The following is a 26,640-nucleotide window of genomic DNA, read 5'->3' on the forward strand; positions in this document are numbered from 1 at the left end:
CGTTTTACCTTTAGAAATCTCTTGAGTTTATTGTAAAAGAAAAAAGACTGTAGGCAAACTCGAAATTTATCGAGTTTGTCTACAGTCTGAAGCCAAATCGAGTTCTCGATTTGGCTGTTGAGTTATATAGGTCTATACAGTTAGTAAATACTTCTCTTCAAATTCTTCGATTGGACATGGGCGACCAAAATAGTACCCTTGGATTTGTAGGCAATTTTGCTCGACTAAGTAATCTAATTCTTGCTTCGTTTCCACACCTTCTGCAACTACTTCTAATTTAAGGTGATGTGCCATTTTAATCATGGCCGTTGTAATACTTGCATTTTCTGATTCAGATGAAATATTTTGAATAAAGGCACGGTCAATTTTAACCCCATCAAGTTGGAAGGTTTTTAAATAATTGAATGAAGAATAGCCTGTCCCAAAATCATCAATATAGATTTTCACACCTAATTCCTTTAATTCCTCTAATGTTTTCGTTACAGTCTCTTCATTTTTCATAATCGAGTTTTCAGTAATTTCTATTTCTAAATATTTCCCCTCTAGCTGATACTCTTCTAATAATGCCCGTATGTCTTTTGCAAAATCCTTTTGTAAAAAACGTTGTGAACTAATATTGACACTAATTGGGACAAGTGGGATACCAGCCTCTCTCCAGGCCACTAATTGCTCACATACTCTTCTTTTCATCCATTTCCCCATCGGAATAATTAGACCACTTTCCTCAGCAAGGGGTATAAAATCTCCTGGAGAAACTAAACCCACTTGTGGATGATTCCAACGAATTAATGCCTCTGCACTTGTCACTTTTCCTGTCAGTGCGTTCACACGAGGTTGGAAATAAGCAACAAATTCATCATTCATAATGGCTTTTCGTAAATCTCTTTCTAAAATAAATGATTGATAGTTTCTTTTACTCATCGACTGATCGAATAGTTGATACATGTTTCGACCTAGCTCTTTTGATTTATAAAGGGCGATATCCGCTTTTTTCATAAGTTCTACAAAATCATGACCATCTTCAGGGTACATGCTAATCCCTATACTTGCCGTAATTAATAACTCTAAGTCTTCAATATAAATTGGTGTTGTTAGATTTTCTAAGAAGTTTTTCGCTATTTCGATGACTTCTTCTTGCGATTCTACTTCGGGACATAAAATCATGAATTCATCCCCACCCATACGAGCAGCAGAATGTTTTTGACGATTAATACTATTGTTAATACGTAATGCAATTTGCTCTAGCAATCGATCCCCAACGACATGTCCAAGTGTATCATTAACGGATTTAAATCGATCCAGGTCAATTAATAAAATGGCTAGCTGACTACTATTTTCTCGTGCTTGTTGAAGTGCATTACTAATTTTTTGTTCCATTCTTCTTCGATTACTAAGTTTTGTTAATTCATCATGATGCGCTAAATACGCATTTGTTTCTTGAATTTTTCTTTGTTCAGTCAGATCTTTCCCAACCAAATAGACACCCATAATTTGATTATTAATAATGTTTGGGAATAACGTGACATTAATGACATTTTCATCTTGTTCTTTATTAACAAAATTAAGATCAAAATTTTGGACTTTCCCTTGAAGTGCGTTATCAAAATATCTTCTAATACTACTTAGATAAGTTTCAGGGATAAGATCGTAAATTGATACATTAAGCAGTTCCAATAATTCCTTTGTTTTTGGATTCGCATTGATCACGTTTCGATTATTATCAAAAATTATTATATATTCTTGACTAAGCTCAAAAATCGATTGAAGCTGCCTTTGATTTGCTTGGAGTTCATATTGCGTCGTCCGTAGCTCTGAAATATCCAAAACCGTACCTATGACTTCCGTTATTTCTCCACCTATCATAATTGGCGATACATCCACATAGACAAGTTTTCCATTTAACTCAAGTTCATAGGTTGATCGATATCCTTCAAAGGCTCTTTCATAATGCTCTTGTTTTAACGATGCAATGTCATTTGGAAAAACATCAAAAGGAGTATTGTTATATAATTTCGATGAATTTGCGCCAATCTCGTCTAGTAACTTACCAACTGCCATTGTATAGCGCAAATTACCTTGATTATCTTTTTTCACACTAAAAATCCCATTTTGGAGGTTTCCTAATTTATTTATGAGGTGATTTTTCCCCTCGTATTCTAACTTCAATTGCTGATTATTTTCATCTACTTCTTTAAGTAAAAGTATCGTATACGAATCCTTTTCAAAAGTAATGGTTTGCTGATCAATATTTAGCCAAAAATAATGAAGCCCGCTTTTTAAGCCAATTTGCAATTCATCTTTATTTGGCAAATGATAATTTACTACTAATGAGTTAATTGGTTGCCCTACCATATTACTAGTTTCCACTTTAAACATATTCTCAGCTTTTGAATTTAAATATGCTATATTTCCCTCACTATTAACAACGACAATACTATCGGACTGCTTGTTAAATAACTGAAAAAACTGTTCTTTCATACTAAGAAACCCCATCATGTTTGATAGCCTCACTTTAAAATCTTTATATCTCTAATAATGATTGTACTTCATTAATAATACCAAAGTCACAGCCAACTTTCTCCATTAAATAATTCAAAAGTATATTAATTTTTCGTTATTTCTAAAATGCATGACTTCTTTCTAAAATAAAAAAGTAGAGTGGTATGACACCATCCCTACTTTAACAATTCTACTTTTTATTTGAATTATTATTTTTCACTTCTTTTATTAAATACTCTACGAAGAAATCATCTTTTACTAAAAAAGCTTCAAAATTGCGTTTTAAAAATCTCTCCCCTTCATCAAAAGTAGTAAATGTTTCGGACATTGTTTTTTTATTTTTATCTACAGTCCATTTTCCATTTTGATGATAAAGAAGGAATAAATCGTCACCCTTCGTTTTATATAAAGTACCAAAGGCAGATTCCTTTAAATTATAGCGATTCTTTTTGGCGTCTTCTTGCAATGGCTCTAGATGAAAGGTATCTAATACAAATTGCTTATACGCTACGTCTGTTAATGCGGAACCTGATGCTTTTTGATGGCCTCCTCCTCCAAAATGACCAGCTACTGCTGAGACATCAACATGATCATGGATTGTACGATAAGATATTCGCTTTCCACCCATATTTAGAATAACGATATAATCTAGATGAGCATATTCTTTTCCAAGTTCATTCCCCAACTCTGAATGATAGGATTCTGCATAAACAATTCCCGCGTAATATTCTCCTACTTTTGCTTGAACTATTTCACGCTTTTTCCGGCGAATATAACGATCGATTTTATCTTCTTCCATATTTAGAAGTCGTTTTTCAAATTCATCAAAATCAAAATCATCACTATTTCGCAACCGTTCCATCATTGTCTCTTCAAAATCATCAATGGACACTAAATAAAAGAGAGAATTGAGGGCATGTGCTTTATGATTTTCATTCTTTTCCCATTCCCACGTATCATATTGTCTTACCAGTTCAACAAACTCATTGATGGAATCACGCGCTTCTAATAAATTATTCAATACTAGAAATTCGTAAAACAGTGACGTTGCAGAGGTTAATTTCCCATCTTCCCTTTCCACAACAACGCTACCCCATTCATAATCATTTAAATGGAGGGCTGTTTTATGGTGATCAATCAGCTGAACTTTTCCATTTTCTCCAAAATGGGCATTTAGTCTTTTTACATTCTCTTCATTTGGTGAGAGATCGGTAATAAATAAAAACGTATCTGGTGAATCATTTTCAAGAAAAAACTCAATTTCTCGATTAAGTGAAGACACTGAGTTGTACCGTACTTTCACCTCTTGATTAAACGCCAACTTCGCTAATATTCCACACCCGACTCCATCTAAATCGTTATGTGACAGTAATTTATACATCTATTTCACCTCAAAATTTAGTATGAGTTTTCTTTCGACTTTTATCGATATTTTTTCATATTCACTCGATGTATAGTAAACAATTTATTTAGGCAAAATATCTTATGTCATTCGTCACTTTAGCCCCAAAATATGTATAAAGGAAGTTAGATCATGAGAAGAAAACAAATAAAAGAACGTGAAAATAAGATAACGGAATTAACCATTGTAAGTATTTTCGCATTTTGTATTGTAATAGCCTTACTCAGTTTAATATCAATTCAACCAAACGTAACAAACATATCTTTTTATATTTTATTATTTTTTGTAATTACGGGTATTTACAAACCTCTTAGAATGAGTGTTTTAAAGATGCTAATTTCTTTTTTTAGATTAATATTTATGATGATTAAATCAATTTTTTATAAAAATCGAATTAGCGGATAATTGGTGCTTTGGGGAGGCTCGCTCATTGTAGCTTGGGCTCCCTTTTCCTATTCATATGAAAGAACTTTTGTTGTCTCCTTTCCCAACAACGCTTCATACACTACAAAGAGAACGAGGAATGGGGGGAAAGTATGCAATTTCAAAATAGAAATATCAATATCCGAAATGTTCAACCTACCACACCCAGAGTTGACCCACCCAATAGACAAAATCAAAATGATAAAAATGAAAACTTTACCGCTAAACTTGGGGCATTTGGTGGACTTATTTCAACGATTGGAGGCATTATCTCAACTTATGCAGCTTTCCTAGCACTTGATGAATTACAGCAAGATATGGAAGAGAGTGATGCCACAAGTACAGGAGATGAAAACCGAATTCAAGAACTAGAGCTACAAGTACAATATTTAATGAAAGAACTACAAAAACTTAAAAATGAAAAAAGGTAGTACAACCCGAAGCCAAATACAATTTTAAAGGCCGACACAAAAAATAGGTTTTTTTGTATCAGCCCTCAGTCACGTATTATTGTCCAGATCGTCCTTTTAATTGCGCTTCTGCCATTTGAACAAGGCGTTTTGTAATTTCTCCACCTACAGAACCATTCGCACGTGAAGCGTCTTCTGGTCCAAGGTTTACACCAAACTCACGAGCGATCTCAAACTTCATTTGATCTACTGCAGCTTGTGCACCTGGTACTTGTAGTTTATTTGAACTGCGATCAGCCATTCTTCTCACCTCCTTGTGAGATTAGAATGTTCGAAGTAGAGGTTTTAATACAAAGTTAATAGTCCCTCATCAGTATCAAATTCCCTCGTATAAAATGGTATATCCTTTTACATATTTTTTAAGCAACTTTTTATTTTTTATACGCAATAATCCTGTATAGTTACATAATTTTCTAAACAAGTAGCAATACATTAGAAAACAGCATTGCATTTCATTCTATAAACATGTAAAATACTTGTTAATTAAATATTCTCTTATTTCAAAAATTTTGAAGTAAGGATAGAGGCGCAAAGACCATTAGTACACAGTTTGAGGATAATGAGATCCATTGATAATTGTGAAAAGGGGAATTTGCCGAAGCTTTTAAGAATCTCATTTTCTTGAAGCTGGTTCTGTTGTTGAATAAATGCAGAACTGTCATATAGGTTTCTATATGGAGGGCTATCTTACGCAAAGAAATGAACTTATATTTCTAAGCAACAACGAGCCCTCGTTGTTGCTTTTTTGCGTTTATCATTTAACGCCCTTCTCCCTCTATAAAAAATGTAAAGGATGTGGAGAAGAAATGAATTTCGGAAAAATTTTAACGGCTATGGTGACTCCTTTTAAACAAAATGAGGAGATTGATTGGCAAGCCACTGAAAACTTAATTAACTATCTAATTGCAAACGGTACGGATGGATTAGTTGTCTCAGGTACAACTGGAGAATCTCCAACGTTATCAGACGAAGAAAAAGTAGAATTATTTAAATTTGCAGTAAAAGTTGTAGATGGTCGCATTCCGGTCATTGCAGGTACTGGCTCTTATAATACACGTAGTTCTATCGCATTAACGAAACAAGCAGAAAATGCCGGTGTCGATGCAATAATGCTCGTTGCACCATACTATAATAAACCATCACAAGAAGGATTATATCAACACTTCAAAGCAATTGCAGAAAGTACAGCATTGCCAATTATTTTATATAACGTTCCTGGTCGTAGTGTCGTTAATATTTCGGTTGATACGGTTGTACGCCTTTCTCAAATTAAAAACATCGTATCCATCAAAGAAGCAAGCGGCAATTTAGATGCAATGGCAGAGATCATCGAAAAAACACCAGAAGATTTTTCATTATATAGTGGGGATGACGGTTTAACAATCCCAGCTTTATCGATTGGTGGAGCAGGTGTAATCTCAGTAGCCTCACACATTATTGGCAATGAAATGCAAGCAATGATTCAAAAATTCTTAACTGGGAACTTCCAACAAGCTGCTAGCGATCATCGTAAATTATTACCCATTATGAAAGTATTATTTGCAACACCAAATCCGACATCTGTAAAGGCTGCATTAAATCTAAATGGCGTACCTGTTGGTGGTGTTCGCTTGCCAATGATTCCATTAAATGACGAACAGTTAGAAGTACTAAAACGCACACTTAACCAATTAGAAGAAGTAAATGCATAAATTGTTATTTTAAAATTAGAAAAGCAACTTACATGCGATGCGTGAACATCATGGTAAGTTGCTTTTTTATTATTTCATTCGTGTCGACTCGGCTAATTTCATCAGATAATATTGTTCTTCCCTTGCCATATGGTCGGCCATCGATGCTGAAAATGTACCTAAAACTTGAGCGCTTAACTCTAATTCTTCAAGCTCCTTTAAAAACGTTTTAAATAGACCCATTTTCACTTCTACATCATGATTAAACTTACTTAATGCTGGGAATTTCTTTACATTAGTGCGTAAGTATCCTGTTAACTCTACTGCTTTTAAATAAAACTGTTCAAAGTGTTCCGTATATTCATGACTTTTCTCTTTCAATCTTTTCTCTACTCCATCTAACTGATCATTTATCGCACCAGCATGACCGGCTGCATCGACTAACCAAACTAAATGATGATGTAATTCATGAAAAATTGGTGGTACCTTTTTTACTCTCAAGTAGCCCAAAATCAATTGATATTCCTCCAATTCATTTACCATATGATTTATAAAAGTTGGTGTTAGATGTATTTTCATTTGACCCAATAAATGCCGTTTAATTAAGGAAAGTTTAAATTGCCTCAACTGAGCTACCAGTTGCTCAACATTAGTTGTAAAAGCTTCAATATTCGATTCGTTCAATGTATCAACTTGACTACGCAATTGATCAAAATGCTTGATGAAAAAAGCTGCTTTTTTTATATCATCTTTTTCGGAAGGATAAAGTGAATCATGAATAAAGCGCGCATGGTCACCTAGCACATGTAACCAAAACTGATGTTCAAATACAGCACTCCTTAAGTAATTAGACATCAATTCATCCCCCTTATTGTCTTCCCTTCCACTTTATTCGACAGTAACGCATTTTATTAATTGAATCATGATTACCTATCGACTCAATAATCTATTTTTTTAATAGCTTAATTTCATTTGGCAAAATAATATTATATATTTTCAAAAAAATGTAACTATTATTGTTTTCATATTTTACTATTTAGGTCCATCTTAACAGTGTACGATATCATGACTAAAAACCCACACAAAATAGAACTATATACCCAAATAATAATACTTTTAAATAATCTGATGTGTTTATATTACTATTGCTTAAGTAAATTGCCGGTGTTAGACTCTACTGAGTGGAAAAAGAGTATTAATTCAGAAAGGTAAGACTCCTATATGTTGAATAATATAAATGGTTTACTCAAAAAAGCATTTGCGGACAATACTCTTTTATCTTAGGAGCAATGGGACAATTTTATATAAATGGAAAGGACGAAATTGAGTATGTTTTTTAAAGATTCATCCCAAAAACATTTACAATACTTATTAGAACAAAGCCGTAATTTAAAAGAAGCAATCAAAGTAAACTACGGTACAACATTGGAGTCTCCAAATACCAACGAAATGGTAAAGGAAATACTAGAGAATTTTAATTGTGCCCTACAAACAACGAGTGCATTAAAAGACGATACAGAACTTCGCCTAAATTTAGTAACAAAGGCCATTCAAGTTGGACTGTGGGATATGACAGTTATTGCAGGGGATCCTGTTAATCCTCACAATGAATTTATTTGGTCCGATGAAATTAGGAAAATGCTCGGTTACAAGGATGAAAAGGATTTTCCAAATGTACTCGATAGCTGGGCTTCTAAAATCCATCCAGATGAACAAGGATGGGTCATTCAAGCCTTCGCAGACCATTTAAATGATCACTCTGGAAGAACGCCTTATAACATTGAGTATCGTTTACGTAGAAAAGATGGCGTATATCGATGGTTCCAAGCAACAGGTACGACATTGCGAGACGAAAAGGGCGTACCATTAAGAGTTGTAGGAGCTTTATTTGATATTCATGAAAAGAAATTAGAAAATGAACAATTAGATAGTTTAGTCACACGTTATGATTTAATGATGCTTGTATTAGAGGAAGCACCTTGGGATTTAGAAGTCGTAGAAGGTGATCCAGTTAATCCAAATAATGCATTCTGGTGGTCTGATCAATTCAGAAGAGTGCTTGGCTACAAGGATGAAACAGATTTTCCAAACGTTTTAAGTAGTTGGAGTGACAGCCTACATCCAGAAGATGCAGAAAAATCCGTTCAAGCTCTTGTCGACTATTTAAATGACTATTCCGGAAGAAGTACATTTGACATAGAATATCGCCTTAGAAAGAAAGATGGTACATATCGTTGGTTTAGAGCACGTGGTGAAGCAGCACGTAATTCAAATGGTGTTCCTTTACGTGTGGCGGGCACTATAAGAGATATCACTTTCGAAAAGAATAAAGCTCAAGCGGTAGATTCAATTATTAATCAAATTAGCCAACTCTCTACAGCTATTGAAGAAATGACACAAGGAATAGAATCCGTCACTGCCCATGCGCAAGAACTAGCTTCAGCTCAGGAACACTCTACTGCCGCAGCGAAAAAAGTAAAAACAACTACGAATGAAACAAGAAATATTTCAGACTTCATTAAAGGAATTGCGGATCAAACGAATCTCTTAGGATTAAATGCATCGATTGAAGCTGCCCGCGCAGGTGAACAAGGGCAAGGATTTGGGGTCGTAGCCAATGAAGTACGAAAATTAGCGTTAGGTAGTGCGGATGCGACAAAGAAAATTGAAGGCAGTTTAAATGAAATGACCTCTTTAGTGGATGAAATACTAGTACATATTGACACCATGTCCGACATGACACAAACGCAAGCTTCTTTAACAGAGGAATTAAATGCTGCAATCGAAGAAATTAATAGTACAGCCATTTCTTTAGTTCACCATGCACGATCGATTTAATACAAAGAGAACAAGGAGCTGTGCAGAAAGTATTACACTTCTGGACAGCTAGGCTTCTAATGATATAATTTCGCTAAAAATCTGTGCTCCTGCGGTAGGAACAATAAATTGTCACTATCCTCGTCGCAAGGGGGCGTTCGAAAATCACTTTTCGAACGCCCCCTTTCTATCATTTAGACTTTTTCAATTCAATTCTTATCACATCAATAAATTCATTTGCTTTTTGTTCAGGTGCCTTTGTTATTAAACTCACTCCAATGAACAGTATAGTGGAGATTGTAATTCCCCACATACCTGAAGCTAGTCCGAGTGGTTTCAATTTAAACAATTCGAGTATAATGACAATCAGTCCGCTAACGATGACACTTGTTAATACGCCGGCAGCTGTCCCTCTCTTCCAGAAGAAAGTACCTATAATTGATGGAACAACCACGAGTAACCCTGCTGAAGAAGCAACAGATAACACGGCAATTAGATCTAATTCTAACTCGGCAAATAAATAAGCTAAGACCGCAATGATTGGAATCACAATTTTCCCTACACGTAGTTGCATTGCATCCGTTGACCCTTTTTTGAAATGACCATAAACATCCCTTGCAAATAATGATGACAACGTTAGTAAAATTGAATCAATGGTTGAAATCGCTGCAGCAACAATTCCTACCATTACGATTACTCCTAAAATCGGAGGGACAGCATCCGAAGATAAAACCATTGGCGTTGCTAAATCTGCCTTTTCTAAATTTGGAAACATAACAACTGCTGAAAATCCCCACATAACAGCAACAAGTGTATAAATTAATCCGAAAATCATAAAGCCCATTAACATCGTCCGTAAACTTTTTAACGAGGCAGGCATATATAAGCGTTGACTTACTTGTGGATTTGAAAGACTAAAGAAGAACCAAGGAATCGTCATACCAAGGAATGTTACAAAGCTCCAAAAACCATTACCTGGTACCGTTAGATGGTTAGGACGCTCGGTTTCTATAGTGCCGAAAAATTCGTTAAATCCTCCTAGACTATGAACCAAAATAAGAACGACTATAGTAGATGTAATAATCATAAAAATTGCCTGCAATGAATCTGTCCAAGCCACAGAGCGAATCCCTGCAATATACGAAAAAATAATGGCTACAACAGTCGCAATAACCACACCCGTTGTATAGGATATTTCATTGTTTGTCATGCCTTGTAATAAGTAACCGACCCCCGATAGCTGAACTGCACTATATGGTATTAAGAAGAGACAACTTGTAATCGATACGACTACAGCAACCAGTCGATTTTCATAACGATCACCTAACATTTCAGATGGTGTAATATAGCCATACTTCTTCCCTACTACCCAAAATCGTGGACCAAAAAAGGCAACAAGGGAAACACCCATTAAATAAATTAATTCAAACCCTAAAGCTCCAACGCCTCCATTGTAGGTTAACCCGGCTAATCCGACTAACATGAAAGCACTATATGTAGTTGCACTATAACTTAGGGCAGAGACAATCCCACCCATTTTTCGATCTCCAAGAAAATAACTGCCCATATTCGTTTGTTTGCCACTTCTTGATAAGTAGGCAATAAACAAGGCAATGAGAATGTAAATGACAATCCCCCACCAAACCATAGCTGTTGTCATATGTTCACTTCCAATCCTTTGTTAAAAAATAATTGATACCAATTACTAAAATTGCGAGAAGTAGCCATATTAAGAAGCTTCCATACCATTTCGCCACGTCTGTTAATAGGGTATATGGGAGAATGTAAGCCAATAAAATAATAAATAAAATGGATAAAGCCCACTTCCATTCATTCGCTTTCAAATAATCACCTCTTACTTATATAGTCCAAAAACTTTAAATAGACTGATTATTAGTATATCTAAATAGCGTCAGTTTCACCATTCTTAATAAAATGAAACTTCATCTTGAACCAGTTATTGCAGGATAAATACTTCCCATATTCTTATAGTGAAAAATTATTCTTAGAAAACGTATTTTTCATAAGTAAATTAATGTATATTTTAATTATATTCGAAATTTTATAAAAAGGATGTTTTGAAGGTGAAAGTATATAAAATAGCAGTAATTCCTGGTGATGGAATCGGCAAAGAAGTAGTTCCTGCCGCAATTGAGGTATTAGATCGCGTTGCAGAACTAGATGGGAATTTTCAATTTGAATGGACATACTTTCCTTGGGGTTGTGATTATTACTTAGAACACGGCGAAATGATGCCGATAGATGGAATTGAAACGTTAAAGCAGTATGATCAAATTTTCTTAGGTGCGGTCGGCATGCCAGAACTTGTACCAGACCATATTTCACTTTGGGGCTTACTGATTAAAATTCGTCGTGAAATGAAGCAGTCTATAAATGTACGTCCAGCAAAGCTTTTAGCAGGTCTTGAGTCGCCATTAAAAAATCCGCGCAACTTTGATATTACCGTAGTTCGTGAAAACTCTGAAGGTGAGTATTCCGACAGCGGTGGTCGTATTCATCAAGGTGCCGACGAAATTGCTATTCAAAATGCAATCTTCACAAGAAAAGGAACAGAACGTGCAATGCGTTACGCCTTTGAGTTAGCCAAAAATTCTCGCGGCTCTGTAACAAGCGCTACGAAATCAAACGGTCTTACATACTCGATGCCATTTTGGGATGAAATATTTGAAGAAGTACGAAAAGATTATCCAGAAATCACAACTTCCGTGAACCATATTGATGCATTGGCCGCATTTTTCGTTATGAAGCCCCATGAATTCGATGTCATCGTTGCTTCCAATTTATTCGGTGACATCTTAACGGATTTAGGTGGAGCGATTATGGGAAGTATCGGGATTGCACCTGCAGCAAATTTAAATATTGAGGGCGAGTATCCTTCTATGTTTGAACCTGTTCATGGTTCGGCTCCGGATATTGCAGGGAAAGGAATCGCCAACCCAATTGGTCAAATTTGGACAGGTAAAATGATGCTTGATTTCATAGGCCAACAAAAAGCAGGGACACAAGTATTAACCGCCATTGAAAAAACATTAGCATCCGGTATCAAAACTGGTGATATTGGTGGAACGTCTACACTGGGAGAAGTGAAAGAATCTATACTTAGTTACTTATAATCGATTAATCCTAATTCACAAAACGAGTGAATTAGGATTTTTTAGTTGGAACTTCTAATGCTTTTCATTGCTTGAGCTTAGATTGGGTTGTGGGCACTTGGTTCAATTTGAGAGCGCTTGGCTACTTTTGAGATCACTTAGCTCCATTTGAGAGCGCTTGGTCACTTTTGAGATCACTTAGCTTGATTTGGGAACGTTTAATTCGAATTTCGAGCGCTTAGCTCCAGCTTGTGATGATTTGAAATTTAAAAATGTATACCTCATTTTTCGTAAATTTTAGCGTGTAATTTTTTAATATACGCACACAATATTTATCGGAGGTGATAATCATGGCTAAACGAAATAAAAACCAACAAAAGAACAACAACAACCAAAACAACAATAACCGTGAAGAAATCGCACAAGAACTAAATATCGATCAAGCAAATAACAACAATAACAACAACCAAAAAAACAAAAAACGCAAATAATTTGATGTTTGCCAAAGAAGGTCTCTTACAAAATAAGAGATCTTCTTTTCTTATTTCTTCAATAGTTTTATTTCCAATTGCTTATACATATCGTAGTAATAACTAACTTTCATAGGAGGAAAAATGTGAGGAATAAATCGAATAATCATATTGAATTACTCCTTTATACAATCGGCGTTATCTCTACGTTTTTTCTATTTTACCTATCCCATAAACTAGCAACCCCTATTTTGGTGGACTTAAAATTAAGTGGAACCTTTACTGATCTCTTATTAAATAGTGAAGTGCATGTTGGTTATGGGTGGCATTTGTTTCTTCCAATGGTTTTAATGCTGACAGGCGTCATGATTTTAGTGGTTCTATTATGGCGTATGGGAAAATCAATTATTCACCAACGAGATACCGCAATTAATAAAATCCTGATGGCGTTACTAGCAGCCCTTTTAATGACCATTTTAGTAAAGGCTTTTCTTAATGGTTGGGGATTAATCATTTTGAACTTCAAATATATTATCCTGTCTATTGTACTAGTAGTGATTTTTCTAACCACATTATCTCAAGTTCAAAGGCAAAGAGACTATGAATAGCGAAAAGCCCGAAAATCCACAAAACAGGATTCGGGCTTTTATAATAAGCGTTCATTTTCATCTTCTTTATACGATTGAGTTGGAATAAAATCCTATATTAGCAGGAAGTAGTAAGAACGTCCTCCATAGCTTTATGAATGTCCTTAAGCTCCATTGTTTTAGGGATGATGAAATATTTACATGCATTACTTTTTAAATAACTGTATATAATTTGCGCTTCATCAATCATGTCCTTCTGAATACTTAATAGCGGTTCGGTAATGGTGATATGGTTATTAATTTCGGAGGCTATTGAAGAACAATTCAAATCATTCATACTTAACAACTGTTGATAAACAACTTTTGTATTGTGTATGAGAAACAGCTTGAATTTTTGTTCATCGATTGGTTCCATAACGACGATAAACTCATTTTCTTTTGCAAATTCAATCACTTTTTCTTTATTTAATAACGAATGAATGGCATTGATCGTATCTCTAATTTTTGTCGCGCTTTCAAAATCAAACTTAACAGAAAGATTAACCATTGCCTCTTCCATGTCATCTAGAATGGTAGAATCGCCATGTTCTAGTAATCGAATAACCCTCTGAATGACGGTGATGTATTGTTGGTAATTAGCAGGATTAAAGCAAGTCCCCATACACATGCCAAGCGAATAATTTAAGCATGGCGAGTTGCTTTTCTTCGGTTGATTACAGTTCATTTGATAAAATTCCTTTAACCCTGCTATTGCCTTCTCCACTGTATTCTTACTTGTAAAAGGACCGAAATATAAATTAGTTGCATTGTTTTTTTCGTAGGTCATTTTTATCGTTGGAAGTACTTTCTCCATTCCAATCTCGATATAAATATAAGATTTTGGGTTTTTCATTAATTTGTTAAAATGTGGCTTTAACTCTTTTATTAATTGGCATTCTAGTAAGAAAGCTTCAAACTCTGTATCGGTTACTCTATACTCAATGTCTCTAATTTGTTTTACTAGCTTCACTACTTTTGGTGAATGACTTTTTGAGTTGATTAGATACGAACTTACTCTAGATTTTAAATTTTTCGATTTTCCAACATAAATAATATGTCCCGAAGCGTCTTTCATTAAATACACACCTGGAGTAGAAGGAAATTTTTTCACCTTTTCTTTTAGATCGATCATGGTTTTACTCCCTTCTGACAAATGTGGTTTTAACGGTTCGCACTTCCGCCGCCCCAAATTTCTCGTCCACCTGTATGACCTGTTTGTTGATGCGTTTCCTCATCTACTAACTGGATGACACCCGGTTCTTCATTATGATGCCATGTAAAGCCATCTGGTGTTTGTCCATTTGCTAAAGCTTGCACATCAAGTTGAGACAGCCCTAAATCACTTGCAAGATTAGGATTTTCTATTATTGCTTCATATAATGTATCATTTGCTACTGAAAAATGAACATGGTCGCTTTCTAAATATAATTGTTCTGCAATGACGACGTTAAATTGAGATTCAAATACAGGATATGTGCCAACTTGTCCATTAATTGTTTTCTCAACAAATGGTACCCCTGTTTCAGGATGAACGTCTCCAGCTAGATGGTCATTTCTTGTTTCTAGATCTTCTGCTTCTACTGTATCTACCCCATCCAATAAATCTACTACGCCAATTGCCAGCGTTGAAACCGCAACAACTTTCCCTAGATTTTTGAGCCCTACAATCGCCTGTTCTTTATCCCCATTTTTGATACCCGAATAGGTTGAACCTGCATTATTGAAAGTATACTTTAGTGTCGAACCAATCCCTTTAAACGTTCTACCTGTAGAATCTTTTAAGTCATCTAATCCATTTTGCTTACTCTCTTCATCTTTTTTAATCACACCATATGTACTTTGAACGGCACCGTCTATAAATTGCCCTGCATTATCCAAAGCAATTTTCGACGCTGTTTGAACACTCTCCCCTACATCCTCAAGCCACTCCCCTGTACCTTTCCACTTTGTACCGACTGCTTTTCCTGCGATTTTTACAGTTCCACCAATTACTCCTCCACCAACAGTTCCAATCCCTTTTAATGTTTTGCGAAATACAGCCATTATAATCGCTCCCAGTCCCACTTATGATTTCTTTGGGTACATAATACCATGTTTATTAGGATAGATAAATCGCTATCCAATTATTTACTTTCATCATTTAAGTTAATATAATTTTATTAAAGATTAACGTAAATGGAGGTATTCAATTGTACAAGCTACGGGGACATCATATTTTATGTTTATTGGGTTATCGCGGGATGGGTTACTCAAAAGAATACGTAGAAAATATGACGCAATTACATCAACTATTAAGAGCTAATCCACAAACAACAGTACTGCTTGTTGAGGGACCTGATCATTTATGTGATAAGTATCCGAACTCAGGTGAATATCATTGCCAAAACTCAAATATTTATAAAAGAGACCAAACGATTTTAGAGAAACTAGGGTTACGTATTGGTGAAATTTTAACGTGGAAAGATATTGAAGAAAGGGTGAGTGACCATATCCTTCCTACAGATATCGGGGTAATTTGTGAGTCTTGCTCATGGCGTTCCTATGGAGTTTGTGAAGAGGGTGTCCAAAGAATGAAAGATGGTATAGGTTTACTGGAAATCAAATAATGGCAATATAAAAGAACAGGACACAATAAAAATGCGTCCTGTTCATCAACTATTAAATTTTAAATTTGCCAACCATTCCTCTTAGATCTTCTGCTAGTCCTGCTAATGATGTTGCGGATGCAGTTACCTCTTCACTAATTGCGAGTTGTTCCTCAGAGGCTGAAGCAATTTCTGTTGTATTGGTTGAAGATGCCTTCGCTAATTGCGCTACTTCTTCAATCGCTGCATTAATTTGTTGAGTACTTGCTGACATTTCTTCAGATGTTGCAGAGATTTCCTGTGTTTGAATATTTACTTCTTCTATTTGACTAACAATCTGTTCAAACACTTGGCCCGTTTGTTCAACTAAGTGTAATCCACTTTCTACAACTTCATTTCCTTTATTCGTCATTTCAACAGCTCGTAATGTATCCACCTGAATCAACTGTATAATTTCTGCAATTTGGTTTGCGGATTCCCTTGACTGTTCTGCTAATTTTCGAACTTCATCAGCTACTACAGCAAATCCTTTACCATGTTCTCCTGCCCTTGCAGATTCAATTGCTGCATTTAATGCTAAAAGGTTTGTTTGTTCTGCAATACCAGTAATCACATCAATTATTTTTCCGATCTCCTGGGATTTACTTTCTAGTTGCTTCATTACGGAATTTGTTTCTGTTGTTGTATTGAAAATGACCTTCATTTGCTCTACTACTTTTTGAATGGATTCATTCCCATTAGATGCTTGGGTTGCCGTTTCCATCGCTCCATCTGCAGCAACAGAAGTAGATTCTGCAATACGTTGAACACCGATTGTAATTTCACTTATAGCACGAGCACTTTCTTCCGTATTTAATCCTTGAACTTCAATTGTGTTTGCAAGTTCTTGGATGGATACCACCACTTGATTTGTCGCAGAAGTCGTTTGTTCACTACTGGCCATTAATTGTTCAGAAGAGGAAGCCACTTGTTCTGATGTAGAACTAACTTCTTGGATCACTGTTCGTAAGTTTGTTTTCATTTGATTAAAAGCGCTAACTAATTCACCGATCTCATCTCGATTTTTCACATGAACATCCTCGATTGCAAGGTTACCATCTGCAATTTCTTGTGCGGCATTTGATACAAGTCGTACTGGGTTCGAAATAAGTCTACTAATAAATAATGCTACTAAAATACCAATAATAATCGCAATGATACTAATTGTAAGGATTATATTTGTTGTAGCATTTGTTTCTTTTGAAAGCTGTTCACTTGCAAGTGCCATATTATTTTGTTGGTATTGTAGAAATTCTTTAGATAGTGCTTGCAATTTTTTTATGGTAGGGATTCCTTCTTCAGTCAAGACTTTTAAGTACCCTTCCCTATCATTTTTTTGCTTGTAAGCGATAACTTTTTCAGCGATTGTAATATACTCCTGCTCAGTCGCTATTAAATTATCCATTATTGAAATCCCTTTAGGTTCATTAATAACAGATGATAAGTTATCAATCGTTTGTTGAAATTGTTTCTTTGCAGTATCTAGTGCATCCAGTTGCTCTTGATTTCCATAAATAACAAATCCTCTAAGAGCCAATTGTTCATTGGAAGTATATAGCATGATATCCGTTGCAAGCTGAATTTTTTGCGAACGATCATCAATTACTTCATAATACTTATTATTCACATTATTAAGCTGTATATAGCCAATTCCTGCTACAATAGCTAATAAAAGGAGTATTGCAAAAAAGCCAAGCAATAGTTTCCTACTAACCGTCATTTTCATTTTTCTATCAGCTCCAAAGTCTATGAAATCGTAATTCTTGTGAAATGCAAACATATAGTAATAATAGTTAAATTTTATTAGAATCTAGTAATAAAGTCTACAACTTTCTACATATTTAAGCATTTACAAATAGTGGTAAATAGTGTATATAACCTATTTTAAACTTCAAATTCTCTCAAAAATTCAACATCAAATGGTTAGCCCCGATAAATTACTATTAATTGAACAAATAAAAAAAGAAGCAGTTCCATGTTGAGAATCTGCTTCTTTTTAAAGTGCTATTGGTTAAAATCATATATTTGACCTTTTATTAAATATGCTGCACTTTCTGCGATATTTGTTATATGGTCAGCTGTACGTTCAAGATAGCGATTTACAAATAATAATTGTACTAGCTGGTTTGTTTCTTCTGGATGTTCACTTAAATAAGTCGTAAGTATTTTATAAGTTTCAACATTATATTGATCCACTTTATCCTCTAACTCACTTACCTCTTTAGCTAAAACGATGTCTTCTTCCGAAAAAGATTGAAGTGCTTTTTGTAGCATAAGTATAGAAAGTTCTTTCATTTGCTCAAGATGAGTAGTTTGCAATAATGAATTCGTTTTACCGATCTTAATAGTTGCTTTTGCTATATTTACTGCAAAATCCGCAATACGCTCAATCCCTGATGAAATTTTAAGTACACCGATAATGACACGTAAATCTCTTGCTACCGGTTGCTCTTTCGCCATTAACCAGATGGCAAATTGGTTAATTTCATTTTCAAGATTATCAACATCTGTATCTTCTTCAATCACTTTTAAAGCTATTTCAACATCTTGTGTTTCTAAAGCATTATAAGCTTTTTCTAAGGCGTCAATCGAAAGTTTGCCCATCTCATTAATCTTTCTCTTTAATTCATTTAAATTATTTTCAAAGTTTTCACGAATGACCATTTACTACTCCTCCAATTATCCGAATCGACCTGTTACATAATCTTCTGTTCTTTGATCTTTTGGTGTTGAAAAAATGTTATCTGTATCATCATATTCAACCACTTCTCCATTTAAGAAGAACGCCGTTTTATCAGATATCCTTGCTGCTTGTTGCATGTTATGAGTTACGATGACAATTGTATAATCTTCCTTCATATTTGCAATGAGCTCTTCTACTTTTAACGTAGATATTGGGTCAAGGGCTGAAGTAGGTTCATCCATTAAAATGACATCTGGCTTCATCGCAATTGCTCGAGCAATACAAACTCGTTGTTGCTGACCACCTGATAAGCCTAGTGCAGATGTTTTAAGACGGTCTTTAACCTCATCCCAAATTGCAGCACCGCGTAAGCTCTCTTCAACAATTTTATTTAATTCGTTTTTATTTTTAATGCCCTGCATACGTGGACCATAAGCGACATTATCATAAATCGTCATTGGGAATAGATTTGGTTTTTGAAATACCATCCCGACTTTTGTACGTAATTTAATTACATCATTCGTTTTATATATATTTTCATGATCAATGACGATATCACCTGTAATTTTTACGCCATCAATCAAATCATTCATCCGATTTAATGTTCTTAAGAAAGTTGATTTACCACAACCTGAAGGACCAATCAGAGCAGTTACTTCATTTTCAAGAATATCAAGAGACACTCCGAATAGTGCCTGTTTTTCACCATAAAACAAATTTAAATCTTTTACATTTATTTTGGATGCTTTAGCTTCTTTAGTTTGTTTCATCTGTGAAAGTACCTCTCCTGCTAGATTTTGGTTGACTTCTATCTCACTTCGATCCATAACTGCCGTACTCATAGTCATACTCCTTATTTTTGATCTGCCTTGTTTAATTTTTTTGATAAATACGTTGCTGAAAGGTTAATAGCTAAAATAATTACGATTAGAACAATGCCCACTGCTGCTGCAAGTTCAATATCGCCAGCTTCTTGTGTTACTAAATAAGAATGAACCGTTAATGTTCTAGCTGATGAGAAAATACTCTCTGGTAGCGCAGCCACAGTTCCAGCAGTTAAAAAGATTGCCGCTGATTCACCAACAATACGCCCGATAGAAAGAATAATACCTGATAATATCCCTGGCATTGCATTTGGTAAAATTACTTTATATAACGTTTGTAACTTTGTTGTTCCTAATGCCAACGAGCCTTCACGATAGGCTTGTGGAACAGTCTTTAATGCTTCCTCTGTAGTTCTAATAATAACCGGTAATACAATGATCGTTAATGTTAACGAAGCCGCTAGAATAGACATACCAAATTTTAAAGTCGTTACAAAGAATACGGCTCCAAATAAACCATAAATAATCGAAGGTATACCAGTTAAGCTTTCTGTAGCAAATCGAATTATTTTTACTAATCGACCTTGTTTAGCGTACTCTTGTAAATAAAGTGCTGCTAGTATACCGATTGGCGTTGCAATGACCAAAGAAATTCCAATTGTATAAATTGTCGTAACAATCATCGGCCAGATTCCACCATCTCCATCTGGTGAATAATTGCCAAAAATGAAATCAAAGCTAATCAAACCAATTCCTTTATAAAAGATAAAACCAACAATCATGACGAGGACGGCAACGGAAAGGAATGCTGAAAACCATAAAAGTCCACGGAATATGTTATCTTTTACTTGTCTCAACTTAGTTACCACCCTTCGCACTGATTTTTGCTAATACAAAATTTAAAATTAAGATAAACGAGAATAACACAATTCCTGTTGCGAATAGCATTTCTTGATGCGTACCTGCAGCATAACCCATTTCTAACGCAATATTGGTTGTTAGCGGGCGAACACTATCCGTAAGACTAGTAGGAACAATTAAACTATTACCTGCTACTAGAATTACAGCCATCGTTTCGCCAATTGCACGACCTAATCCTAATACAATGGCCGTCATAATCCCTGATTTGGCAGCAGGTACAACAACTTTAAAAATCGTACCAATTTGTGATACACCAAGAGCTAATGAGCCTTCACGATATGTATTTGGCACCGCACGAATCGCTGTCTCTGCTACTGTTACGATTGTCGGTAACATCATAATGGCTAACACTAAAATAACAGCTAGTAAGCTTTGTCCTTTTGCTAAACCAAATGTGTTCTGTAAAAACGGAACGATGATCGCAAGTCCAAATACACCATATAGAACAGACGGGATACCTGCTAATAACTGAATCGCAGGGGATATAACTTTAGCTACTTTTTTGGTAGCAATTTCAGCTAAGAAAATGGCTGTAAATAACCCTATTGGAACTCCAATAATTAATGCCCCAATTGTCGCGAAAATGGACGCAACAATCATTGGGAATATACCAAATTTATCTTCACTTGGTACCCAATCAGTGCCAAAGATAAAATCAATAAAACTATAGCCTTCCACGATAAAAGGATGTGAACCTTTATAAAATACAAATCCAATGATTAACAATAATGTGATTACTGAAAGAAGCGCACACAACAAGAAAAGTCTTGCCGATACCTTCTCTAACAAATATTTTCTTTTATTTGCCTTGCCGATTTCTTCGTTGTGGTTTATTTGGATAGACACTTGTTTTTTCCTCCAAGTTTACTTTTAGAAATTAATTGATCGTCATCCTTGTATAAAGGTTACTATTTAATTGGAATCGCTCCTGCCTCTGCAACAATTTGTTGGCCATCTTCACTTAAAATAAAATCAATAAATTGTTGGCCACCTTCTGTTAATTTGCCTTCTTTATATACAAACAGGAAAGGTCGAGACAAACTGTATTTTTGCTGTAGCACATTTTCTGCAGTAGCTTCTACACCATTAATATCTACCGTTGAAATCGTATCATCAATGTACTCAAATGATATAAAGCCAATTGCATGCTTATTATTCGCAACTGTTGTTTTAATATTTCCATTTCCACTTGCTATAATCGAACTTCTTACTAATTCACCTGAGCTATAATCTACAATTTCTTGAAATGCATCGCGGGAACCGGAACCATCTTCACGAGAGACAACGACGATTTCCATGTCATCCCCACCTAGCTCACTCCAATTAGTCACTTCACCTGTGAATATTTGTTTTACTTGATCTATTGTAAGATCTTTTACTTTGTTACTTGGATGCGTTACTACGACAATTCCGTCATAAGCAATCACGACTTCATGCAATCCACTAGCTGTTTCTTCTTCTTTTAAATCACGCGAAGACATCCCTATTTCCGAAACACCGTTGATAGCATTTGTAATACCTGCAGAAGATCCAATTTGATTTATTTCTATATTTACATTCTCATTCTCTGAATATTTATGTGCCAATTTTTCAGCAAGCGGTCCTACTGAGGTAGAACCTGATATTGAAATTGTTGAATGCTGTTCATTCGATACATCTGTACTATTATTTCCATTACTTGTACATGCTGATAAAATAGCGAGCACAGAAAGTATCAACAATGTCATTTTCACTTTGAGCAAAGTATTCATTTATTACCTCCAAGATAATAGCGGATTTTCTCGTCTTATTTTGTCTACTAGTAGAATAAATTCGCAGTGTAAATTTTGTGCAGTAACAATGTAAAGGTTTTGTAAATATTATAAAAATCAAGAATATACGTGTTAAATTTTGTTAAATTAGGGAAACTCAATGATACTTACGAATAATCAAAAAATATTAAAAGAAAAAACTTACTATAAATCTGTACCATAACACTTCAAAAATGAACATTTTGCTATTTCTTAGAAATTGTCTTGAGGTAATAAAAAAACACAGTTAAAATCATAGAAATGGCTATAATTTTGTTATAATTAGAAAACTACCTACTAGCGCTAATTATGGCGAAAAATGTCCTTTTTTCTGAAAAATATTCTAATCTATCTGGAGGTCTTTCCATGAAATTAACGGAAAAAGAAATGGAAATAGTTGAAATACTTGAAAAAGATGCACGAATTGCAGTAGAAGATATAGCAAAAATGGCTGGACTTAGTGTGGATGAAGTTTCCGCAACGATGAAACGACTTGAAGATAATAAAGTAATCGTGAAATATATTTCCATTGTGGATTGGCAAAAAGTCGAGGAACATCCTGGCGTTCGCGCAATGATTGATGTGAAAGTGACGCCAAAACGCGGTGTGGGCTTTGATGAAATTGCTGAGAGAATTTATCGCTTTGACGAAGTAAATTCTGTTTACTTAATGTCAGGAACATATGATCTATCCGTTATTGTAGAAGCAAAATCAATGAATGAAATCGCGAATTTCGTATCACAAAAACTTTCAACACTTGATTCGGTTCTTTCAACAACAACTCATTTTATTTTGAAAAAGTATAAACATGACGGAATCATTTTCGAACCAGAGAATAAAGACAAAAGAATTGTGGTGTCACCGTAATGAAATCAACAAAAAATACGTATGTATCTAAATTGGTTAATGATTTAAAGCCATCCGGTATTCGCCGTTTTTTTGATTTAGCTGCAGGGATGGAAGGTGTCATCTCATTAGGCGTAGGGGAACCTGATTTTGTTACTCCTTGGCACGTCCGCGAATCGGCAATTAGTTCCCTTGAACGTGGCTTTACTTCTTACACACCAAATGCAGGATTATTAGAGTTACGCGAAGAAATTGCAAATTACATGTATAACGAGTTTAATGTTCAGTACTCACCAAAAGACGAAATTATCGTAACAGTTGGGGCAAGTTCAGCAATCGATATTGCGATGAGAACGATTTTAGACCCAGGTGACGAAGTGATTGTTGTAGAACCTTGCTTTGTATCCTATGTTCCAATGGTAGAATTAGCTGGTGGTGTGGCTGTACAGGTACAAGCTTTAAAAGAAAACGATTTTAAAATACTGCCTGATCAATTAGAGGCAGTAATTACTGATAAAACAAAAGCCATTATGCTATGTTCACCAAACAATCCTACTGGAACTATGCTTAGTAAGCACGAATTAGAAGAGATCGCATTACTTGCCCAAAAATATGATCTACTTATTGTAGCAGATGAAATTTATGCGGAACTTTCCTATGACGAAGACTACACAAGTATGGCTGCCCTAGAAGGTATGAAAGAACGTACAATTTTAGTTTCTGGGTTCTCAAAAGGCTTTGCTATGACAGGTTGGCGTCTAGGTTTTGTCTGTTCGCCACCTGAAATTTCTAATGCCATGTTAAAAGTACACCAATATTCATTAATGTGTGCATCGACAATGGCACAGTATGCGGCAATTGAAGCTCTTCGAAACGGTCGTCCAGAAGTAGATGAAATGGTGAAAAGTTATCGTCGTCGTCGCAATTATATTGTTTCGTCATTCAATGAGATTGGATTAGAATGCCATAACCCTGGTGGTGCTTTCTATGCATTCCCTTCTATTAAGTCAACAGGCTTAAGCTCTCAAGAGTTTGCGGAACAACTGTTAATGAAAGAAGGCGTTGCAGTTGTCCCTGGTGATGTATTCGGGGCTAGTGGCGAAGGTCATATCCGATGTTCATATGCGACTTCATTAGAACAATTACAAGAAGCCGTAAAACGAATTAAACATTTTATTGATAATTTATAAAAAAAGCGAAAAGCGCTACAAACTCCAATGACTAGAGTTTGTAGCGTTTTTTCTTGTATATTTTCTTATATGTTTTACCACTACACTTATCCTTGGTAATAAAATAAATTCTCAATTCCGTTAATATACACCTATGACAATTAGAATAGTATAAATATTTAAAATATTAAAAATTTTTTATTTTTATTAAATACTTGTTCCTAAAATTAATTAATCGTGATAAACTATCTCTATCACAAATGTCCATCAGGGTAATACAAATGTACACTCTACTAGTATATGTCAGGAAAAACATCGGAGGGAAAACATGAGAAACATCATACTAAAATGGAATAATATTAGTTTAGTCACTAGAATTTTAATAGGGATCATTATTGGTGCTCTATTAGCGGTAACAATACCCGATTCGGCTAAATGGGTATCCATTCTTGGTTCTTTATTTGTTGGTGCACTTAAAGCTGTAGCACCTATATTAGTATTATTTTTAGTAGTTCATGCCATTTCAAATCATAAGAGTGGTACGAAGACAAACATGAAATCAATTTTAGTGCTATATGCAATTGGCACTTTCTTAGCCGGTGTTGTAGGAGTTGTAGCAAGCTTCCTCTTCCCTGTTTCCTTAACCCTTACTACAGGTGCACAAGATGTAGCTCCTCCAGGCGGGATATTAGAAGTACTTGAAACTCTATTATTTAACGTTGTAGACAATCCAGTAGATGCACTATTAAATGCAAACTATATTGGCATATTAACTTGGGCGATTTTATTAGGATTGGTATTAAAAAATGCAGCTGATACAACAAAAACTGTCATTGCAAACGTATCTGATGGTATTACACGTATCGTAAAATGGGTCATCGAATTAGCACCATTCGGGATTATGGGTCTTGTATTTGATACTATTGCAACAAATGGTCTTTCTTCATTACTTGAATATGGACAACTTCTAATTTTACTTCTTGGTTGTATGTTCTTTGTTGCATTAGTTGTAAATCCAATTATTGTTTTTGGCTTTACTCGTCAAAATCCATATCCACTTGTATGGAGAACAATTAAAGAAAGTGGTTTAACAGCCTTCTTTACGCGTAGTTCAGCAGCAAATATCCCTGTGAATATGAATTTATGTAAAAAGCTAGGTTTGGATGAAGATACATACTCTGTTTCAATTCCTTTAGGTGCAACAATTAATATGGCTGGTGCAGCAGTAACAATCTCAGTACTAACACTTTCTGCGGCACATACGTTAGGCATCGAAGTGGATATTTGGACAGCTATTATTTTAATGGTACTTTCTGCTATCTCAGCATCAGGTGCTTCCGGTGTAGCTGGAGGTTCCCTACTCCTTATTCCACTTGCATGTAGCTTATTTGGAATTTCAAACGATGTTGCAATGCAAGTTGTAGGTGTCGGCTTTATTATTGGGGTTTTACAAGACTCTTGTGAAACTGCCTTAAACTCATCATCAGACGTTCTATTTACAGCAACTGCTGATATTGCAAAAAAACGCAAAGATGGAAAAACAGCTTAATACAACCGTTCCCCTTACTTTTTCATAGGTAAGGGGTTTTTTATGTTCGCTATTGATAGAACTATTCACACTAGTATTTGAATAGACTTATAGTAACCACCCGACTAATAAAAGAAAGGTAGGAGTTATGGGGAAAGAAATAGATAGCACGATCACCTTTCAAAATTTAAGTCAAAAGAACATGTCGTTTGAACAAGTTTTTCAACATATCATCACGTTTATGAAAAAAGACCCCTCAGGAAATTTCCGTTTGATGTTTGGAACAGATTCACAAGTATTTAACCACTATACAAAGTTCATTACAGGCATCGTCATTCAACAAGAAAGAAAAGGGGTTTGGGCATGTATTCGGAAAGTAACCGTCCCCAGACAGATGCTGAACTTACATGAACGGATTTCTTATGAGACAACATTAACTGAGGAAGTTGTTTCAATGTTTACAAAGGACCATAAAGAGCAATTAATAAACATCGTGATCCCTCACATTTATAAGGGGGCAAACTTTACAATTGAAGGACATATCGATATCGGTTCTGGGAAAAAGAATAAAACAAGAGTCTTTGTGAAAGAAATGGTTTCAAGGCTTGAATCAATTGGCTTAAAACCAAAAATCAAACCAGAATCTTTCGTCGCCAGCAGCTATGCCAATCGCTTTACAAAGTAATTAGGTTGTACAGGGAGGGTTCAATTCAGTCAGTTTTCTCTCGATTATGTTAAGATAAGTAACTGAACCATATTATTGGA

The 26,640-nt window shown here is 35.1% G+C and carries 26 protein-coding genes and 1 riboswitch; of the genes, 12 read left to right on the plus strand and 14 right to left on the minus strand.

The genetic code is table 11. From position 1 onward, the window contains the following. Positions 1–132: 132 nt before the first annotated feature. Both EK386_RS17175 and EK386_RS17180 read right to left on the minus strand, forming a co-directional pair. Positions 133–2,478 carry a sensor domain-containing protein gene (locus EK386_RS17175; RefSeq protein ID WP_158674463.1) on the minus strand — a complete coding sequence of 782 codons (2,346 nt, stop codon included), beginning with the start codon at positions 2,476–2,478 and terminating at the stop codon, positions 133–135. Between the two features lie 211 nt (positions 2,479–2,689). Beyond that, entirely contained in the window at positions 2,690–3,880 is a 1,191-nt protein-coding gene (locus tag EK386_RS17180) for a DHH family phosphoesterase (RefSeq protein WP_126660410.1), read from the minus strand. A 153-nt stretch (positions 3,881–4,033) separates the two neighbouring features. On the opposite strand from EK386_RS17180, the gene EK386_RS17185 reads away from it, so the two are divergent. Both EK386_RS17185 and EK386_RS17190 read left to right on the plus strand, forming a co-directional pair. Continuing rightward, positions 4,034–4,306, plus strand: a complete 273-nt coding sequence (locus EK386_RS17185; protein ID WP_126660411.1) for a hypothetical protein — start codon at positions 4,034–4,036, stop codon at positions 4,304–4,306. A 131-nt stretch (positions 4,307–4,437) separates the two neighbouring features. Beyond that, complete coding sequence (locus EK386_RS17190; protein WP_126660412.1) at positions 4,438–4,755, plus strand: hypothetical protein; 318 nt, start codon at positions 4,438–4,440, stop codon at positions 4,753–4,755. Between the two features lie 76 nt (positions 4,756–4,831). Here EK386_RS17190 and EK386_RS17195 read toward each other — a convergent pair whose 3' ends face one another. Beyond that, entirely contained in the window at positions 4,832–5,035 is a 204-nt protein-coding gene (locus EK386_RS17195; protein WP_126660413.1) for an alpha/beta-type small acid-soluble spore protein, read from the minus strand. A gap of 272 nt (positions 5,036–5,307) precedes the next feature. Then, a riboswitch (Lysine riboswitch) is annotated at positions 5,308–5,487 on the plus strand. Between the two features lie 113 nt (positions 5,488–5,600). Here EK386_RS17195 and dapA point away from each other — a divergent pair. Beyond that, positions 5,601–6,485 carry a 4-hydroxy-tetrahydrodipicolinate synthase gene (gene dapA / locus EK386_RS17200; protein WP_126660414.1) on the plus strand — a complete coding sequence of 295 codons (885 nt, stop codon included), beginning with the start codon at positions 5,601–5,603 and terminating at the stop codon, positions 6,483–6,485. Between the two features lie 69 nt (positions 6,486–6,554). Here dapA and EK386_RS17205 read toward each other — a convergent pair whose 3' ends face one another. After that, positions 6,555–7,319, minus strand: coding sequence for a DUF2935 domain-containing protein (locus EK386_RS17205; RefSeq protein ID WP_126660415.1), 765 nt, complete (start codon positions 7,317–7,319; stop codon positions 6,555–6,557). A 474-nt stretch (positions 7,320–7,793) separates the two neighbouring features. Here EK386_RS17205 and EK386_RS17210 point away from each other — a divergent pair, with 474 nt between their 5' ends. Continuing rightward, positions 7,794–9,302, plus strand: coding sequence for a methyl-accepting chemotaxis protein (locus EK386_RS17210; RefSeq protein ID WP_126660416.1), 1,509 nt, complete (start codon positions 7,794–7,796; stop codon positions 9,300–9,302). A 169-nt stretch (positions 9,303–9,471) separates the two neighbouring features. Here EK386_RS17210 and EK386_RS17215 read toward each other — a convergent pair whose 3' ends face one another. Both EK386_RS17215 and EK386_RS17220 read right to left on the minus strand, forming a co-directional pair. Further along, positions 9,472–10,941 (minus strand): sodium:solute symporter family protein, encoded by a 1,470-nt coding sequence (locus EK386_RS17215; RefSeq protein WP_126660417.1) that lies wholly within the window; start codon positions 10,939–10,941, stop codon positions 9,472–9,474. Positions 10,942–10,945: 4 nt separating this feature from the next. Further along, on the minus strand, positions 10,946–11,125 hold the full coding sequence (locus tag EK386_RS17220) for a hypothetical protein (RefSeq protein WP_126660418.1): 180 nt from the start codon (positions 11,123–11,125) through the stop codon (positions 10,946–10,948). Between the two features lie 240 nt (positions 11,126–11,365). Between EK386_RS17220 and EK386_RS17225 the strand changes: the two genes are divergently transcribed. From EK386_RS17225 to EK386_RS17230, 3 genes are all read left to right on the plus strand, one after another. Beyond that, the gene (locus tag EK386_RS17225) at positions 11,366–12,415 is read left to right on the plus strand and encodes a tartrate dehydrogenase (RefSeq protein ID WP_126660419.1); all 1,050 of its coding nucleotides are present in this window, start codon (positions 11,366–11,368) and stop codon (positions 12,413–12,415) included. Positions 12,416–12,744: 329 nt separating this feature from the next. Next, positions 12,745–12,885 carry a hypothetical protein gene (locus tag EK386_RS20350; RefSeq protein ID WP_179966057.1) on the plus strand — a complete coding sequence of 47 codons (141 nt, stop codon included), beginning with the start codon at positions 12,745–12,747 and terminating at the stop codon, positions 12,883–12,885. Between the two features lie 125 nt (positions 12,886–13,010). Then, the gene (locus tag EK386_RS17230) at positions 13,011–13,472 is read left to right on the plus strand and encodes a hypothetical protein (RefSeq protein WP_126660420.1); all 462 of its coding nucleotides are present in this window, start codon (positions 13,011–13,013) and stop codon (positions 13,470–13,472) included. Between the two features lie 97 nt (positions 13,473–13,569). On the opposite strand, the gene EK386_RS17235 is transcribed toward EK386_RS17230, so the two are convergent. Further along, a complete protein-coding gene (locus tag EK386_RS17235) occupies positions 13,570–14,622 on the minus strand; it encodes a GIY-YIG nuclease family protein (protein ID WP_218939076.1) in 1,053 nt (350 codons plus the stop codon). A 29-nt stretch (positions 14,623–14,651) separates the two neighbouring features. Then, positions 14,652–15,533 (minus strand): HNH endonuclease, encoded by an 882-nt coding sequence (locus EK386_RS17240; protein WP_126660421.1) that lies wholly within the window; start codon positions 15,531–15,533, stop codon positions 14,652–14,654. A gap of 146 nt (positions 15,534–15,679) precedes the next feature. Between EK386_RS17240 and EK386_RS17245 the strand changes: the two genes are divergently transcribed. Further along, positions 15,680–16,096, plus strand: a complete 417-nt coding sequence (locus EK386_RS17245; RefSeq protein WP_126660422.1) for a DUF1284 domain-containing protein — start codon at positions 15,680–15,682, stop codon at positions 16,094–16,096. Positions 16,097–16,148: 52 nt separating this feature from the next. Here the strand turns inward: EK386_RS17245 and EK386_RS17250 are convergent, their stop codons facing one another. From EK386_RS17250 to EK386_RS17275, 6 genes are all read right to left on the minus strand, one after another. Further along, positions 16,149–17,840: a methyl-accepting chemotaxis protein gene (locus tag EK386_RS17250; protein ID WP_158674464.1), complete on the minus strand. Its 1,692-nt coding sequence runs from the start codon at positions 17,838–17,840 to the stop codon at positions 16,149–16,151. A gap of 278 nt (positions 17,841–18,118) precedes the next feature. Further along, positions 18,119–18,778, minus strand: coding sequence for a phosphate signaling complex protein PhoU (phoU, locus tag EK386_RS17255; protein WP_126660424.1), 660 nt, complete (start codon positions 18,776–18,778; stop codon positions 18,119–18,121). Between the two features lie 15 nt (positions 18,779–18,793). Next, complete coding sequence (gene pstB, locus EK386_RS17260) at positions 18,794–19,567, minus strand: phosphate ABC transporter ATP-binding protein PstB (RefSeq protein WP_126660448.1); 774 nt, start codon at positions 19,565–19,567, stop codon at positions 18,794–18,796. A gap of 83 nt (positions 19,568–19,650) precedes the next feature. Continuing rightward, positions 19,651–20,478 carry a phosphate ABC transporter permease PstA gene (gene pstA, locus EK386_RS17265; protein WP_126660425.1) on the minus strand — a complete coding sequence of 276 codons (828 nt, stop codon included), beginning with the start codon at positions 20,476–20,478 and terminating at the stop codon, positions 19,651–19,653. Position 20,479: 1 nt separating this feature from the next. Then, entirely contained in the window at positions 20,480–21,388 is a 909-nt protein-coding gene (pstC, locus tag EK386_RS17270; RefSeq protein WP_126660426.1) for a phosphate ABC transporter permease subunit PstC, read from the minus strand. A 62-nt stretch (positions 21,389–21,450) separates the two neighbouring features. Next, a complete protein-coding gene (locus EK386_RS17275) occupies positions 21,451–22,293 on the minus strand; it encodes a phosphate ABC transporter substrate-binding protein (RefSeq protein WP_126660427.1) in 843 nt (280 codons plus the stop codon). Positions 22,294–22,698: 405 nt separating this feature from the next. Between EK386_RS17275 and EK386_RS17280 the strand changes: the two genes are divergently transcribed. The 4 genes from EK386_RS17280 to EK386_RS17295 all read left to right on the plus strand — a co-directional run bounded on the left by EK386_RS17280 (position 22,699) and on the right by EK386_RS17295 (position 26,560). Beyond that, positions 22,699–23,199 (plus strand): Lrp/AsnC family transcriptional regulator, encoded by a 501-nt coding sequence (locus tag EK386_RS17280; protein WP_126660428.1) that lies wholly within the window; start codon positions 22,699–22,701, stop codon positions 23,197–23,199. Further along, positions 23,199–24,368 (plus strand): aminotransferase, encoded by a 1,170-nt coding sequence (locus EK386_RS17285; protein ID WP_126660429.1) that lies wholly within the window; start codon positions 23,199–23,201, stop codon positions 24,366–24,368. Before EK386_RS17280 ends, EK386_RS17285 begins: the two co-directional genes overlap by 1 nt. Before the next feature lie 307 nt (positions 24,369–24,675). Next, positions 24,676–25,896, plus strand: a complete 1,221-nt coding sequence (sstT, locus tag EK386_RS17290) for a serine/threonine transporter SstT (protein WP_126660430.1) — start codon at positions 24,676–24,678, stop codon at positions 25,894–25,896. Positions 25,897–26,023: 127 nt separating this feature from the next. Further along, positions 26,024–26,560: a ribonuclease H-like YkuK family protein gene (locus EK386_RS17295; protein ID WP_126660431.1), complete on the plus strand. Its 537-nt coding sequence runs from the start codon at positions 26,024–26,026 to the stop codon at positions 26,558–26,560. Positions 26,561–26,640: the final 80 nt, after the last annotated feature.

This window comes from Lysinibacillus antri (genome assembly GCF_003977595.1).
GTDB lineage: Bacteria > Bacillota > Bacilli > Bacillales_A > Planococcaceae > Ureibacillus > Ureibacillus antri.